The sequence below is a fragment of the Paenibacillus sp. FSL H7-0357 genome (assembly GCF_000758525.1).
Classification (GTDB): domain Bacteria; phylum Bacillota; class Bacilli; order Paenibacillales; family Paenibacillaceae; genus Paenibacillus_AQ.
The window spans coordinates 4,023,290-4,039,837 of sequence record NZ_CP009241.1 but is presented as its reverse complement, the minus strand read 5'-3'; the positions used below and the strand labels follow the sequence as shown (position 1 = coordinate 4,039,837).

General features: G+C 48.9%; 9 protein-coding genes. 2 read left to right on the top strand and 7 right to left on the bottom strand.

Annotated features, from left to right (window positions below):
• Positions 1-7: 7 nt before the first annotated feature.
• Positions 8-1,513 (bottom strand): AAA family ATPase, encoded by a 1,506-nt coding sequence (locus H70357_RS17545; protein WP_038592097.1) that lies wholly within the window; start codon positions 1,511-1,513, stop codon positions 8-10.
• Between the two features lie 336 nt (positions 1,514-1,849).
• On the opposite strand from H70357_RS17545, the gene H70357_RS17540 reads away from it, so the two are divergent.
• Positions 1,850-3,148: an ankyrin repeat domain-containing protein gene (locus H70357_RS17540; protein ID WP_038592095.1), complete on the top strand. Its 1,299-nt coding sequence runs from the start codon at positions 1,850-1,852 to the stop codon at positions 3,146-3,148.
• Between the two features lie 115 nt (positions 3,149-3,263).
• On the opposite strand, the gene H70357_RS17535 is transcribed toward H70357_RS17540, so the two are convergent.
• From H70357_RS17535 to H70357_RS17510, 6 genes are all read right to left on the bottom strand, one after another.
• Positions 3,264-5,915 (bottom strand): endo-beta-N-acetylglucosaminidase, encoded by a 2,652-nt coding sequence (locus tag H70357_RS17535; protein ID WP_038592093.1) that lies wholly within the window; start codon positions 5,913-5,915, stop codon positions 3,264-3,266.
• 54 nt (positions 5,916-5,969) lie between these two features.
• Positions 5,970-7,502: an ABC transporter substrate-binding protein gene (locus tag H70357_RS17530; protein WP_038592091.1), complete on the bottom strand. Its 1,533-nt coding sequence runs from the start codon at positions 7,500-7,502 to the stop codon at positions 5,970-5,972.
• 70 nt (positions 7,503-7,572) lie between these two features.
• Complete coding sequence (locus H70357_RS17525) at positions 7,573-8,523, bottom strand: carbohydrate ABC transporter permease (RefSeq protein ID WP_038592089.1); 951 nt, start codon at positions 8,521-8,523, stop codon at positions 7,573-7,575.
• A 25-nt stretch (positions 8,524-8,548) separates the two neighbouring features.
• Positions 8,549-9,478 carry an ABC transporter permease gene (locus H70357_RS17520; protein WP_038592086.1) on the bottom strand — a complete coding sequence of 310 codons (930 nt, stop codon included), beginning with the start codon at positions 9,476-9,478 and terminating at the stop codon, positions 8,549-8,551.
• A gap of 253 nt (positions 9,479-9,731) precedes the next feature.
• Positions 9,732-11,294: a response regulator transcription factor gene (locus tag H70357_RS17515; RefSeq protein ID WP_038592083.1), complete on the bottom strand. Its 1,563-nt coding sequence runs from the start codon at positions 11,292-11,294 to the stop codon at positions 9,732-9,734.
• A 4-nt stretch (positions 11,295-11,298) separates the two neighbouring features.
• Positions 11,299-13,125, bottom strand: a complete 1,827-nt coding sequence (locus tag H70357_RS17510) for a sensor histidine kinase (RefSeq protein WP_038592081.1) — start codon at positions 13,123-13,125, stop codon at positions 11,299-11,301.
• Positions 13,126-13,356: 231 nt separating this feature from the next.
• Here H70357_RS17510 and H70357_RS17505 point away from each other — a divergent pair, with 231 nt between their 5' ends.
• Positions 13,357-16,500 carry an alpha-mannosidase gene (locus H70357_RS17505; protein ID WP_038592078.1) on the top strand — a complete coding sequence of 1,048 codons (3,144 nt, stop codon included), beginning with the start codon at positions 13,357-13,359 and terminating at the stop codon, positions 16,498-16,500.
• The last annotated feature ends 48 nt before the right edge of the window (positions 16,501-16,548 follow it).

Here is a 16,548-nt window from a genome sequence, read left to right as displayed (position 1 = left end):
ACTCCGCTTAAATAAATAAGCGTCTTTTATTATCGTCGCCGTTTATCTCTATCATGCTGGATGAGGCGGGACGCGCATTCGCCATGCCCCATTCCCGGATACGCTCGACATGCGACTTCATGATTTGCGAGAGTGGTTTGGTTGCCCGATATGCTTCCAAGATGTCACCCGTCTGCAAATCGCGATGTTCACTGAAAGCTCGATAGAGCCCGGACACGATTGCCTGCTCAATCTCGGCTCCACCAAAACCGTCGCTTTCCCGGGCAAGCTGTCCCAGATCGAAAACGTCCGGATTCCGCCTGCGTTTTTTCAGATGAATGCGAAGAATATCCTTTCGCTCTAGCTCGTTGGGCAGATCTACATAAAACAGTTCATCGAACCGCCCTTTCCGCAACATTTCAGGGGGCAGGGCGTTCACGTTATTCGCCGTAGCGAATACAAAAACGGGCCGCGACTTTTCTTGCATCCATGTGAGGAAGGTTCCAAGTACACGCGCCGTTACACCGGAATCTGAGGAGCCCGATGTCTGCAGTCCGGCCATCCCCTTCTCCAGTTCATCGATCCATAAAATGCAAGGCGATATCGTCTCGGCCAAATTCAGCGCCCGCCTCATCTGCTCCTCGGACTGCCCTACAAGGCTTCCGAATACCTTCCCGATATCGAAGCGCAGCAGTGGCAAGTTCCAAGCGCTCGAAATAGCTTTGGCTGAAAGAGATTTACCGCTGCCGGGCACGCCTACAACCAGAACTCCTTTTGGGTTTGGCAAACCGAAGGCTTGAGCTTCTTCGGAAAAAGCCCGTTTTCTCTCAGACAGCCATGACTTGAGCAAATCCAGACCGCCGATTTCTTCCGTTGTAAGCTCTGCCGGTATGAACTCGAGCAGCCCCGACTTTCGTATGACATTTGATTTTTCAAGCTGGACGTTACGAATTGCGTCGGTCGAAAAGCTTTTGTAGCGGACAAGTGACAGAGCGAAAACATTTTCCGCCTCCGCGCAAGTGAGGCCCAGTGCATTTTCCAACAGTGCCTTGCGATCATCTATCTGAATAGATTGAGGAACAGATTCTAGAACACTGTCCAGTACTGAGGATAATTCATCTATTTTGGGTAGAGGAATATCGATTAGTGTAATTTCTTTTTCAATTTCTGGGGGAAGGTCTACGCGGCAGGAGAGAAACACAAGATGGCGGCCGCGGCTTTTGGCGATCGGGATAAGATCCTTAATCTTTTGCAGCACTTCGGGACTCCCCAGATAGAAATGAAAGCTGAGAAACACGTAGAGACTCGAATCCTCGCCGTCCCTCACCGCATTAAGCGCTTCTACAGGGTCTGTTACTTCCAGCCGTTTCCCCGTATCTTTGCTTATCCAGCCTTCGGTAATTGACCACACTTTCAGTTTAAGGGACTGATCTCGGGCTACTTTGGCCAATTGCGTTAACGCCCGCGCTTCCTCCCATGTACGAATCCATAATGTCGGGTAACCGGCTTGCAGGTAACTGGTGATATCAAACATTGAAGTCTATCCTTTCACTTGTGTATTTCCTAATATTCGTAGTAAAGCTATAATAATTATACATTCAGCTGGGCTTTCTATATAGATTGAATTTAAGATTTCCCCATTTGGGCGAGGACGTAACTACGGTGAATATTTGGACTTCCGGCCGCTGTTGTCCCCGGATTTCTTGATTTAACCCGCTATTTGCGGTGGAAATCCGGGGACAAAGGCGGTCGCTATCGCTCCTACAGTTCCAAAATTCCCCTCCGCTACTTTTGCCCTTTTGTGTAGTTATTAAATTCATTCTATATAGCCATTATTTATCCAAGCAAGCTTATTTTTAAGGAGGGCATCATGGCGATACTCACGATTGAAGATTTTAACCGTCAAGCGGCCGGGGACTTACTACGAATTACCCGAAGCGAAACGTTTCAGAGAATTTTTGTCCGTCAAAACAGTAATTTAACCCAAAGCGAGTTCGAGCAACTCGTCGAAGAATTTACGGGTCACCTCAATTGTAGCGCAGCTCAAGGTGAAGCTTTTCTTGTGCTAATGCTTCATTATCTGGGCATCAAATACGAGCCTAACCCGGCAACAGTCCAGTCCGTGTCTTCGCCAGCTACAGCTCCACAAGGCATCATCACGAAGCGGGAATTCTCAAAGGATGAGAAGCGGGCCTTTCTTGAGGCAGTCAAGCAGGCAAAAGTCGAAACTGTAGCCACCTTCGTGCAGCAGGGCTATGATCTGGAAACAAAACACCGCAACAAAAAAACCGCCCTCTTGGTGGCCGCCTCCGAAAACAAATCGGCTCTTGTCGAATATCTAATCAGCGCGGGCGCCGATGTCAATGCGGAAGACTCGGAAAATGAAACAGCCTTAAGTTACTCGATCATCAACCGCAATGAGAAGCTCATCGAGCTGATTTTGCCTAAATCCAACGTTCGCTCTCTGGACATTGCACTGTATGCCTGCAACCGGAACGATGCAGATCCGGCTTTGGTACGCAAAATCGTGGAAGCGGGGGGAGATCCTTACTCTCAAAAGGTATGGATTCCTTCTCCCATCATGCAGGCTGTCAATACGGGGAAAGTTGGGATTCTGGATACATATATCACTATTTTAAAAGCAAACGGACGTCCCGCAGAACTCGGGAATCTCATGGAAGAACTCCTAAAATGGTACCCGAAAAATGCGGTCTATCATCTGCTGATCAGACATGGAGCTGAGAAAACTTATCAAGATGGCACGGGGCGGAACTTGATCAGTCTTGCCATAACATACAACGATATTATGTTGGAAGACATCACTTCCTTGGATACATATGCGGAGCAGGAACGCCTGGCGATGATCACTCTTCTTGTGCAGGAAGGTATGGATATAAATCAGGGCGATTATATGGGGAGAACCCCGCTTCATTACGCTATTGGCGAAAACAATCCAACGATCGCTTCACTCTTGCTAAAATTAGGCGCGAATCCCAATCAACAAGATGTTTATCAAAAATCGCCGCTGCAGTATGCCACAGAAAAACGATATAAAGAGCTGGTAACCATCTTGTCCCGGGCCGGCGGGAATACGGCGCAAGAATTCGTACAAGATGCTGACGCTGGTAATATAGCCCCGGCCAGTGTTGGCCGGAAGATTTCTTTTTGACGCCGCTTCTCTTCGGAATGAATTGATCCAATAGACAAAGCAAATAAACCGTACGCCTTATGAAGGGCGTGCGGTTTATTTGCTTCATTATAAAGATGATATTTTAAGTGTAATATTACAGTCCCTTAACTTCAAACTCATAGATTCGCGCGGCTGTATCGGCACCCTGCGAGGGCTTAGTAATGATTAATTTTACATAGCGGGCTTTAACTAGCGCAATCGCATCAGTCGTCTCGGCTGCCGTGTTTCCTTGGACCTTGACGGCATCGGCCCAGTTCGTACCGTCGCTGCTCACCTGAATGGTATAATCGCTGGTATTAAACCCGGACCACTCTCCTCCGCTCTCAGCATGCTTGATGACAAAGGTGCTGATAGGATGCTCGGCGCCCAGATCGACTTGAAGCCAGTGAGGCAGATTGCCAAGTGCGCACCATTTGCTGTTGTCCGACACTTTACCGTCTACGGCATTAGGCGCTCCTTCCTTTTCCCCGCAGGCATGATCGGCTGTTGCAGTTTTGCCAAGTGCCAGATTCTTCACCGCACCGGCTTCCTTGCTTACGGTGATGAGCGCCTTTTTCGTCACTGTGTCTTGGCCCGAGCTGTTGGTTGCAGTCAGTGTCACGCTATACACGCCTTCCTGATTGAACGTTACCACCGGGTTCTTCGAGGTGCTGATAGCAGGACTTCCGCTTTCGAAGGTCCATGACCATCCTTCTGTCACTTCGGTCGACAGGTCGGTGAAGTTTACGCTCTCACCTGGAGCCACCAGCGTCCGATCGGCTTTGAACTCCGCAGCCGGCTTCGGATAGGCCGGCCAGCTGATCTTCACGCTGGTGGCCTGACCTTGCTCGTATCTTCCATTGACCGCAACGACCTTCAATACCGTGACCGCTTCTTTATCTATTCTTCTCATCTCAGGGACATAAAACACATGATTTGGCGTTGCACCCATTAGCACCTCATTGCCATCCGGCAGTACACGATAGATTTCGTACTGCTTCACCTGCTGATCAAGCGGTTTCCACTGCAATCTGGCATCTCCATAGATTCCATTGCGGAAATCGGACTGAGTGGCTTTAAACTCTCGAACCGCCGGGAGCTGTTGAATCGGGTCGTTGGCATTTTGGATGGAGAGCTGGCCAATTTGTATGGCATAATCACTTATCGTATCCTTGGAGTCAAAATACAGTGACAACGCCATGATCCGTTTCCCTTTATAAGGGGTCAAATTCAATGTTTCTGTAGTCCAGCCTGGTGATGTCTTATCCTTCACGTTAAGGAAGACAAATTGGTCGGGATGGTCTGCGAAAGCAAGGCCAACCTTCAGGCTCGGCTTGCTCTGCGTTTTGTAAGTAACCGCCAGCTTCGTACTTGCTTCGATCTTCAGATCTGTCTTGTAGAGCTTCAGATGTGTCGCATTGTCATGGCTCAGCACTCCTGATACCTTCAGCGAACTGCCGCCGTAATACGCATCGGACCAATCGAGTACCGGTGTAAGCGGTGTTCCTTTGCTGTCTGCGATCCAGCGCCATGTCGGCAGGATATCCTGCAGGCTCCGGTTGTTCCATCCCTTATCGCGCACCTGCTTCCCTCGAACATAATATTTCTGTCCGCTTCCAGTATTGAAGCTGGTGATGAAGGGCAGCTCATTTACAGGGGATGCTTCGACCACATCGTTCGCGATTCCTTTCCAGGCTTGGCTGCTCGCGGTATTGCCCGGATTTCCGTTTGGTCCCACCCAGAATTTGTTCTCGCGGATGAAGAAATCCTCCATACTCTCTGCGCTGTTAAAAGCCCAGTCCGGGCGGTAAATACCCAGAGAAGTGACTGCAGGCTCTCCTTCCGGGAGCAGCAGCTTCCAGTTCACCTTCGTATCGTAACCCTTGGCTTCAACATCAATGCCTGCATATAGGTCAAACGGACTTCTGCCCAAGCTTGTGGCCTTCTCTGCCGAGCTTTTAAGATCCTTCCACCAGAAGTTCAGGAACATGCTGTCTGTTATTTGCTTCCCATTGTCCTGCAGGAACATCACATTTTTGTCATTTAGTGCATTCTGCCAACTGATACTGCCTTCTTTGGTCATGGAATCGTACCATACGATGTGCATAGATGTAGACTTGTGCGATTCAAGATAACTCAGGAAAGCTTTCATTTGCTGTGCGTCAGCCGGCGTACCACCCTCAGTCTCCTGGTTAATGAACCAGCCGTCAAATCCGTAATACTTCGCAACCTGGATCAGCTTGTCAGCGGCAGGAAAGGAGCCGTCGCTGTTCTGCTGAAGCATCTGCTTCACCCATTCATATTTCCCGCCATACACAGTTGGCGGGAAGAACACCGTTCCAATGATCGGCACGCCATTCTTATGAGCTGCGTCGATCGTATCGGCGCTTGGAGGCACGATGATCCCTTCGCCGGCCGAGCCGCCCCAATAGACTAGTTTGTCAACATATTGCCAATAGGTAAACGTGTTTGCCCCGAATTTGTCCGAGCCCTGTGAGGGTACTCCACTTGTTCCCGAATTGAGTGCCGATAAAGCCATAACCTTCGGCGCTTTAGTCGCATGCGAGTTGACTCCTGCTCCCACAAAGCGGTCCTGCAGCGGGACTGTACTGCGGTTGAATGCTGCATCCGGGTCGGATGCCGGACTCCACTGAAGCAATTGCTCTGGAAACCAATAGGATGAATAAGGCTGTTTTGCAAACGCAGAAGTGGATAATGCAGCGCACATCATAACTAAGAAGATAAAACCTGCACCTATCTTTTTCATGCCATCCTCCTCCAATTGATCAATCTGTGTTGTTAATAGTAGATAATGCCAGCTTTATTTATTGGCTGCTTTCCACTCGTCGTATTGCTTCTGTGCTTCTGCTATGACTTTGTCCAGCCCGGCAGCTTTCATCTTGGAGATTGCCTTCGGCAGATGTTCATCCGGGTCGACTGCACCTGTCATGATAGGTGGATAGAATTCTTTTACGATCGCCGAGATGGACGCTACTTCGGTCTTTACTGGATCAGGGTTGAAGTTGAAGCCGAAGCTTGGAGCAACCTTGGCGGAATTGTTGAACTCCTTGAACGCTTCCCATTTATCCGCAGGGTCTTCCTTGTGGCTGTAGGTCAGGAAAAGATTGCCTAGTGCAAATCCCGGCATCTGGTACCCGTCTTTCATGGCCGGCAGATCTTCAATAACGTCTTCAGAGATCTTCTTATAATGCGTGCCTTCGATACCGTAGTTGATCAGATTGCGCAAATATTTGTCCGTATTGAGCAGGTTCAAGAACATCATCGCACGCTCCGGGTTTTTGGAATTCGCCGAGATTGCGTGCATAGAACCGGTTGCAGAGCCTGTAAAGATAACCGGATCCTGCATCGGTGAGGTCACAATGTCATAGCCCGCACTTCTCGACCAGCCCAATTCTGCATAAGGCTGCGTTTGCTCGCGGTCAGCAAACCATTTGCCTGTCTTGATGTTATCAATGCCTTCCAGAGTTGCAACATCTTTGCGCAGATATCCGGCTTGATAGTATTTGCGAATGGTTTTGAGCGAGCTTTTTAGTTCGTCGGATTCAAGGATATTGACGTATTTGCCATCCGTTGAATTCATATTCATACCAACCGGGAACTCATCGCCCAGGAGGAAGTCGAACGGCATATAAGGCTTGAAGCCTTTCGGTACGGCCAGTGGTGTAATGTCAGCCGGCTCGCCTTCCTTGATTTGTTTCAAATAAGGTTCGAGATCCTCTAGGGTGCGGATTTTTGTAATATCCATCTTGTACTTGTCGGCATACTGTTTGTTAAAACGCCATACCCATTGCGAAGCCAGCTCCTTGTTCACCGGCACAGCATAATTTTTTCCATTCACCTGCGATCCAGTCAGGAAACGCGGGTCGAGCTCTTTTATGATGTCCTGACCGTATTTTTCCAGCAAATCATTGATTGGCAAAAATGCACCCCGAGTCGCGTTCGGCAGGTAGTCAAAAGCCCAGGATGAGGTAAACGCGATATCGTAATTCTCCCCGGAAGCAGTGATAACCGGCAACCGTTTCGAGTAGTCGCCCCAGTCAATCATTGTGATGTCGACGGTTGCGTTGATTTTGTCCGTCAGGTATTTATTCATTTCCTCTTGAACCTTTGGCAGGTCACGCTGTGGACCACCGATCAGGTATACCTTGAGCTTCACCGGGTCCAGCTTATCCCCGGTCTGGTCGCCGGATTCCGTTGGACTAGCCGATTGGGTCTCGGACGGCGTATTCCCATTACTATTCTCCTTCGTGTTGTTGCTGCCACAGCCAGCCAACGTGGAAGCAAGTGCAAACAGAAACACAACCATCAGCAATACAATTTTCTTGGACTTCATATGTCTCCCCCTAATCAATATAAATATCTATTGTTACTGCCCTGGATCGGGCAGCTACAACTTATCCAACTTATTCTTTAACCGAACCAATCGTAAGTCCTTGGATAAAATACTTTTGGAAAAACGGATACGCCAGCGCGATTGGCAGCGTAGCCAGCACAACCATCGCCATACGGACCGTTTCTGTCGGCAAGGTCGCAGCAATGTCGTAAGATACTACCTGGCTGCTGTTCTGTACGATGAAGTCCATATTGTTCTGAATCCGGATTAAAAGTGTTTGCAGTGGAATTAAATTTGGATTATCAATATACAGAAGCGCATTGAACCAGTCATTCCAGAATCCAAGTGTACTGAAAAGCCCGATAGTCGCAATACCCGGCAGCGAGATTGGCAGCACAATACGTGTGTAGATGCCAAATTCGGTTGCTCCGTCGATCTTGGCCGATTCGATGATCGCATCCGGTACAGTCGTCGTAAAGAAGGTGCGCATGACGATAATATAGAATGCGTTCAGAATGGATGGGAATATCAGCGCCCAGATGGAATCCCGCAAATGAAGTACTTGCGTAACTACGATATATCCCGGGACCAGTCCCCCGGAGAACAGCATGGTGAAGAAAGCGAGAAAGCTGAAGAACCGGCGCTGGTCAAAGTTCTTGCGTGAAATTGCGTACGCATATGTAGAAACGAGATACAGCGTCAGAACTGTTCCAATGACCGTTACGGCCAGAGTCACCCCCAAGGATTGGACCATTTGCTCACCGGACCGCATCAGAAACCGGTAGGCGTCCAGGCTGAGCACCTTGGGCAGGATACTAAATCCGTCGATGGCCAACGTTTTCTCGTCCGTAAAGGAAATGATAATGATAAAAATAAACGGGAAGATACAGGATAGGGCGAATAAGCACACCCCCACATTAAATATAAAATTCCATAATGGACTAATCGCATTGATGTCCCTGGTCTTCTTCCTGGGAGCATAGAGCAACGTTCTCTCCATAGATTCGCTTAAGTCATTCATTGCAGGCCCCCCCTTGCCGATTTTTTTAGAATACGGCATAATCTTTTTCAATTTTGCGTACAGCGTAATTCGCGAGCAGAACGAGAATCAAACCGACAACGGATTGATAAAGGCCTGTAGCCGTACTCATACCTGTATCGCCCATGATCGTCAGCCCCCGATACACGAATGTGTCGATAACGTTGGTGACCGGATACAATGCGCCGGAATCCCGCGGAACCTGGTAGAATAAGCCGAAATCCGAGCGGAAGATGCCGCCGAGTGCCAGAACTGTCAAAATGATCATAAGCGGCCTCAGCATCGGCAGTGTAATAAACTTGATCTGATTCCATTTGGTAGCGCCGTCGATCATTGCTGCCTCATAATAAGAGCGGTCGATGCCGGCAATTGCTGCAAGATAGACGACGCTCCCGTATCCGGCATTTTTCCAGAGACCCAGAAAGATAAGAAAATACGGCCAAAATTTCGTCTCGCTGTACCAACTGACCGGATCTTCGCCAAAGAAGACAAGAAGCTGATTGAACACGCCCTTTTCGACATTGAGGAACGAGAATACAAAATAGCTAATAATAACCCATGAGAGGAAATACGGCATAAACATTGCGGTTTGGTAAAATTTCGCCAGCCGTTTATTCAACAGCTCATTCATAATGATGGCAAGCGTAACCGCGAGAACCAGTCCAAGCATGATCAAACCGACGTTATAAAGAATCGTATTGCGCGTTATGATATAAGCATCGTCGGTCGAGAACAGAAACTCGAAGTTTTTGAAGCCGACCCACTCGCTTTTTAAAACGCTTTCAAGAAAACCTCCCGGATGAATCCGGAAATCCTTAAAGGCAATAATCGTCCCAAACATCGGCAAATAAGCAAAAATAATAAACCACGCTGCTCCCGGCAATACCAGCAGAAGAAACGCCCTATTCTTCATCAGTTTCTTCAAGATGCCTAGCACGGCTGTCCCTCCTTTGATTCACTTGTAGCTGAGTTCATCCACTCTTCATCCCCTATAATCAACAATGGTAAACTTCAGCTCACTTGGTGTTTTGGATTTTCCCGTTCACCCCTGTCTTTATTATGAAAGCCGGGCAGCCGCCGAGATAGTTGAAAAATACAATAAAATGATGGATTAATTAAAGATAGCGCCTTCATTTCACTAAAAAACACACCTCCGCAAGGTGTGCTTTTTTCGAACCGACAGGTCGTGCCTACTTTTTCATATACATCGAACGCAGTTCTGTCGGGGAAACGCCGGCATATTTTTTGAACTGCCTGTAAAAGTACGATGTATCCCAATAGCCTACCTCCGTTGCCACCTCCGCCGTCTTTTTGTCTGTGTACAGCAGCAGATGGGTGGCACGTTCGATCCGGTACTGGTTCACATAATCGGAGAAGCTTGTGCCCGCCTCCTGTTGAAACAACTGCCCCAGATAGTTGGGATGAAGGTCCAGTTTCTGGCTGAGCGTCTTCAGCGAAAGCTCCTCTTTGTAAGTGTTTTTTACGAAATCCAGTACAGCCATCACATGCGGGCTATAGTCTCTTTCAGTCGCATGGTATGTATCAAGTGTTTGATGGATCACCCTTTTCACCAGCCGCTTCAGCCCTCTGCGAGTATGGATTCTGGATAAGGGAGCGAATACGCCTCCGTAATCCGGAGTCTTTTCCAATGTCTTGGCCGCCAGCATAAGCTGAATTGCGGAGTTGAAGAACGGCGTTCTTGCCGAGTGCCCATCCTCTGCCTGAACATCAAAGAAGTCGTCGATGAACCGGTCAACCTCAAGACTTTTCCCGTCCCGGAGCAACTTATGGAATTGATCCATAGCGGGCTCCCTTTGCTCATATGCAGGATCGGCTTCTCTTTCGTAGTCCGATGTCACTATGAAAGTCTCTGACTCGCCCAACAAATGATTCTCAAGCCACAGCTTCACTTGTTTGCAGCTTTGCGGAAACCCCAGATAGGATTGCTCGGACTGCCCTTTCACGCTCCATACACAGGCGCCTGTATCAGACGTGATCCACTGCTTCATCCCGCGAAGCGCATGAAATTGCCATTCTTCTTCTTCCATGCCGGTTGAAGCGAACAGCACGATGATATCCCCTTCCTGATCAGGGAAGCAGATGATCTCACAGCCGTGTGGTAATTGGTTTCTCCCTATGATTTCACACTGCTCGGCAATTACGGGTCTGTAAAACTGCGGATCATCCATCTCGTGATCATGATCAGTTACGATTCGCAGCGCAGCAGCGCTGTAATTTGACTTGGTCAGGGGGATTTCCAGCAGCTGCGCGCGCTCCCGGAACTCTTTGGCATCAATGGTTTCATTAGCCCACCGCTGCAATATATTATTCCTCAGAATCCTCCAGCTCTGATCCATTTGGATTTGTCTGATTTCCTCGCGCTCCCAATCATGCTGCATATGCTTAATCGTCGCTTCCAATTCGTCGATATTGACCGGCTTGAGCAAATAGTTCTCGACACCCAGCGTAATGCCTTCCCGCACGTAATTGAATTCCTCGTAACCGCTCAGAATGATGAACTTAGTGAGGGGACTACGTACTTTGACCTCACGGATCAGCTCAAGTCCTGTCATCTGAGGCATCATGATGTCCGTGATAACCAGATCTACGGATAAGCCGTCCAGTTTTGCTAGCGCTTCCACCCCATTGCGTGCTGTATCTGCAATTTGCATATGATTCGCATTCCAATCGATGATGGACTGCATTCCTTCGACAATGAGTGGCTCGTCATCCACCAGCAATACGTTCCTCATTCGGTTAGTCCTCCCTTGTGAATGGAATTTCGATGATAACCTCACAGCCTTTATCCTGCTCGCTGATCACACTTATTCCAAACTCGCTGCCATAATTCAAACGAATGCGTTCATGTACATTTTTTAGACCCAGGGAATCACTTGATCGCGAAGGTGCTCCCCCCTCACTTTGCAGCGCCTTGCGTAGCTCTATTAATTTCTCTTGCGTTATGCCTTTCCCGTTATCCTTCACACGAATAATGATGTGTCTCTCCTGTTTTGCAGCCATTATTGAAATCCGGTTATCGTCGTCATTTGCCCGAAAGCCGTGAACGATGTAATTTTCGATAATCGGCTGAATCAGCAGTTTAACCACGATACTTCCGGCGACCGACATCTCGATGTTCGTTTCCACCTGCAGCTTGTTCTCGTACCGGTATTGGATCAAGGCCAAATACATCCCGCACAGTTCGATTTCTTCGGCCAAAGTTACATGTGTTTGTTTTTTGATCAAATGCCTGAACATTGTTGCGAGAATATAAATCATTTGACCAACATCCCTGGCCCCTGAACTGATGGCCTTCATACGTATACTCTCGAGCGTATTGTACAGGAAATGCGGATTGATCTGCGCCTGCAGAGCCACGAGCTGTGCGTTCTTCTGCTTGATCTCCGAGATGTAGACGGTTTGGATATAGGACTCCAGCCGGTCACACATATAGTTAAAGCTTTGCGAGATCTGCTGCAGTTCGTCCTCTCCCTCCATTTTGATCCGCTTGCTCAAATCGCCATCCTGCCAGCGCCGCATGTAGACGATAATTCTGTGGATTTTTTTAGAGTAGCGGCGGATAACGGTGAACGTCACTGAGATGCTGATAATGATGCATAAGATCACGATCCCTGTGAGACTAAAACGTAAGGTTTGAAGGCTCTGTACGATTTGAGACTCCGGAATGATGGCAGCAGCGACCATCCCTGTGTTCCCGATATTCAGTAATTGTACTTTGGAGCGTTCCTCCAGATTCACCCAATCCCCCGGCTTAGTCATCTGCTTCCAATACGGATAGACGGTATTATCGTAACGCCCCTGCGAGTCAAAAATCACTTGCCCCTGCGACGTGATCAGCATTATCCGACTGCTCGTATTGTTTAATTTTTCCCGCAGCAGCCCTTTAATCCGGCTTGTATTGAGTTCGAACAGGATGGCACCGTATTCCTTCAGCGTCACAGGGTCCTTAAGGACATTCACGTAGCTGTAAGGTGTGGATTCCCCGGCGGCTTTCCCCTCGAACAGCGGCTCGTTGCCCATATACTGCCAAGGCTGATTGCGGAACCCTTCATACCAGTCCTGATGTGCGGCGGATAACGTAGGTTGATCGTAAAAATGCTGCGTTTCCCGGTTTAGAAGGTAATAAAAGTCCTGGTCCGAGCTGTACAGCACGATGTTCGAGATGGATGCTTCCTCCTTCAGCAGCAGGCGTAAATGATAATCAAAGCTGTTGCGCTCCGTCCGGTAGCTGTTTGCATATTGATTCAGACGCCACTTGAGGAAGTTCTCATATTCATGAGTCAAGAAATACTTCAAATCATCTCCAATCATCGCATCCGTATAAATCTGCTGCACCGCGCCATACATCCGTTCGTTCTGCTGATTCAGACTGATGCTGATGATGTCTAGTTCCTGAAGACTCGCATCCATCTGCTCCCGTACGAGCCGCTGCTCATAATAGCGGTAAGCGAGAATAGAGACACTAATAAACAAGAGAACCATGACCATGGAGTAGAACAAGAGGATCTTGTTAAACATTTTTTTCTTCAGATGATTTTGATAAAAGGTCCGGATCTTGGACATTCGCGCCTGACCGCCTCCTTCGGAGCCAATTTTCAACTCAGTGTATCACCGTTCGTTAATTTTACGCAATAAATAGAACATGCAGTGCCTTCCCCTCAACTTTCAATTGTCAAAAAGAAAAGAAAGCGCTATAATGAGCGCATTCCCCTATGCTATTCACTTTTTATCCCAATTTGGATCTTTCCCTATAAATCATTCACCCTCCGATAATATGAACTGGGGGTCCACACGATGTTTCTTACCGAAAACAAATTACAGGCACGTATTCATGAATTATCCGCACTCCGTTACCGAGACAGGAAGACCTTGAGCGTATTTCTTGCTTGTGAAGACCGCCGGGAAGATATTAATCCTACGGTTCCACGTGCCGAAGCCAATTGGCAACCAATGCATATTAACGAGACCTGGACTGGCCGGGATCTCTATTTGTGGCTGCGTACAGATGCTGAAATCCCTTTATCCTGGGAAAATAAGCGAATCGTCGGCTTGTTTGATTTCGGCGATACCGGGGGCGGCAATAACTCCGGCTTTGAATCCCTTTTCTACTGGGAAGGCAAGCCTTTTCAAGGCGTCGATTCCAATCATAAGGAAGTATTCCTTCCTGCTTCGGCGGCAGGCAATTCAGCTGAGCTGCTCTTCCGCTTATGGTCCGGCCTTGAAGGAGGCGGACAACCGCGTAATCAGACGCATACCTTCAAACAGGCGGAGCTGTGCTGGCTGGATGAGAAAATGGACGATCTTGTGTTCACCGGGACGGCCATTCTCGAAACCGTAAAAATCCTGGATGCAAATGCACCGGAGCGGACGAAGCTGCTGCAGGCGCTTCAGCAATCCTTACGTATGATCGACTGGGCAGACTCCGAATCAGAGGCGTTTTTCATCTCTGTCTACGAAGCCAGAGACAATCTTAGCGCCTGCCTGGAAGCCATGGACAAACTATCCGATGTGACCATCACCTGTATTGGCCATACCCATATTGACGTTGCCTGGTTGTGGCGGCTTAAGCATACACGCGAGAAATGTGCGCGGTCCTTCTCTACGGTGATGCGGCTGATGGAGATGTTCCCGGAGTATGTTTTCCTGCAGACACAGCCCCAGCTATATGAATATGTGAAAGAAGACTACCCGGAGCTGTATGAATCCATCAAGGAGCGCATTGCGGAAGGCCGCTGGGAAGCCGGCGGTGGCATGTGGCTTGAAGCGGACTGCAATCTGACCTCGGGCGAATCGCTGGTTCGGCAATTGCTGATCGGTACACGCTTCTTGAAGGAGGAGTTCGGATCGGAGTGCAGGTACTTATGGTTGCCGGATGTGTTCGGGTACAGCTGGTCCCTGCCGCAAATTTTGAAAAAATCGGGCATTCATACGTTCATGACTACGAAAATTAGCTGGAACCAGTATAACCGAATGCCATTCGATACGTTCCATTGGCGCGGCATAGACGGCTCCGAGGTATTGACCCATTTCATCACCACTCCTGAACCGTGGTCTGAGCCGGGTTCATGGTTCTACACCTATAACGGGAAGATCATCCCCAAGACGGTCAAAGGAATATGGGATGCCTACCGCGACAAGGAGATGAATCAGGAACTGCTGCTGTCCTATGGCTATGGTGACGGCGGTGGCGGCGTAAACCGCGAAATGCTCGAGATGCGGCGGCGGCTGGATCAATTGCCCGGACTACCCAAGGTGACTACCGGACGTGCAGATGCCTATTTCGAAAAGCTGCAGCAGACGGTGGCGGATACCGATTCATACATCCATACCTGGGACGGCGAATTGTATCTGGAGTATCACCGCGGGACGTATACCAGCCAAGCTTACAACAAACAGATGAACCGCAAACTCGAACTGGCCTATCGTGAAGCCGAGTGGCTGAATGCCCTGCAAAGCATTGTGCAGGAAGACTGGAATCTGTATCAAGCCAAACCGCTGACCTCAGGATGGAAAATCATTCTGCGCAACCAGTTCCATGACATCATTCCAGGCTCCTCCATCCGTGAGGTGTACGAAGACAGTACAGTTGAATACGAGGAAGCGTGGCAGATCGGCAGTCAAGTCGACACACAAGCCCGGACTGCGATCGCAGCAGGGAAAACGGCAGGCAGTTTCTCGGTGTGGAATTCCTCACCATGGAGTATTACGGAGCTAGTCGCTATTCCCGCTTCTGCGGGGATGGAGCAGGGATATTGGTTAGGCGATGCAGGGCTACGCTTGAATGCACAGCTGGTTACAGGCATTTGGTATATTGAGGTGCAAGATATTCCTTCGCTCGGGTATACAACCATACATTTCCATGGCGAAGCTGAATCTATCAATTCGGAGTTGTCTCCATTCAGCCATACAGAACTTGGAATCGAAACCCCTTTTTATCAATTAGCATGGAACGAAGCCGGGCAGTTGACCCGCATTTACGATAAAGCAGCACGACGGGAAGTACTGGCCAAGGGTGCTAACGGCAATCTATTGCAGGTGTTTGAAGATAAACCTCTGGCACATGAAGCTTGGGATATTGATATCTTCTATCAGGAAAAAATGACTGAGATTCGAGATTGCACAGCAATCGAAGTGATTGAGACAGGTCCGCTTCGGGCCGTCATCCGCTTCAATTGGCAGTACCGTAATTCTACAATTACGCAGAACCTGATCGTCTATGCCGGGAAACGGCGCATCGACTATGTGACCGAAGTGGATTGGCACGAGAAGCAGCAATTGCTGAAGGTGGCTTTCCCCGTCGGTATCCGCTCAACTGAGGCAACCTATGACATTCAGTTCGGCAACGTGAAACGGCCGACACATTGGAATACGAGCTGGGATTGGGCGCGCTTCGAGTCTGTCGGGCATCAATGGGCAGATTTGTCCGACAAGGGTTATGGTGTCAGCCTGTTGAACGACTCCAAATACGGTTATGATATTAAAAACAATGTCCTGCGGCTCACGTTGATCAAAAGCGCTACACATCCTGATCCGCATGCCGATCAGGGGCTGCATCGCTTCACCTATGCCCTTCTACCGCATCAAGGGGATTGGCTGACCGGTCAGACCGTCAAGCAAGCCTGGTTCCTGAATGCCCCGATTCGCTATACGAAGGGACATGCAGAGCAGCCAAGCCGCTCCATGTTCGCCTTGTCCGGCGATACGGCTATGATCTCTGCTGTCAAAAAAGCAGAGGATTCGGACTGCCTCATCGTGCGTATTCACGATTACTCCGGAAGCTCTAACATGCTGGAGCTAACGAGCAGCCTGCAGATTCATGGATGGAGAGAAACGAACTTGATGGAACAACCAGATGGCGAAATGCATAACGATGCTGGCATCTGCTTTGTCCTTGAACCTTATGAGATTAAAACCTTTGAAATCGACCTGCGATGCTAACTGTCATGTAACGATGGCTTTCCTCTTAGAAACAGAACAAGGCGAACT

Coding starts and splice junctions, on each gene's coding strand:
- H70357_RS17545 (WP_038592097.1), bottom strand. CDS start 1,513: ATGTTTGATATCACCAGTTACCTGCAAGCCGGTTACCCGACATTATGG.
- H70357_RS17540 (WP_038592095.1), top strand. CDS start 1,850: ATGGCGATACTCACGATTGAAGATTTTAACCGTCAAGCGGCCGGGGAC.
- H70357_RS17535 (WP_038592093.1), bottom strand. CDS start 5,915: ATGAAAAAGATAGGTGCAGGTTTTATCTTCTTAGTTATGATGTGCGCT.
- H70357_RS17530 (WP_038592091.1), bottom strand. CDS start 7,502: ATGAAGTCCAAGAAAATTGTATTGCTGATGGTTGTGTTTCTGTTTGCA.
- H70357_RS17525 (WP_038592089.1), bottom strand. CDS start 8,523: ATGAATGACTTAAGCGAATCTATGGAGAGAACGTTGCTCTATGCTCCC.
- H70357_RS17515 (WP_038592083.1), bottom strand. CDS start 11,294: ATGAGGAACGTATTGCTGGTGGATGACGAGCCACTCATTGTCGAAGGA.
- H70357_RS17510 (WP_038592081.1), bottom strand. CDS start 13,125: ATGTCCAAGATCCGGACCTTTTATCAAAATCATCTGAAGAAAAAAATG.
- H70357_RS17505 (WP_038592078.1), top strand. CDS start 13,357: ATGTTTCTTACCGAAAACAAATTACAGGCACGTATTCATGAATTATCC.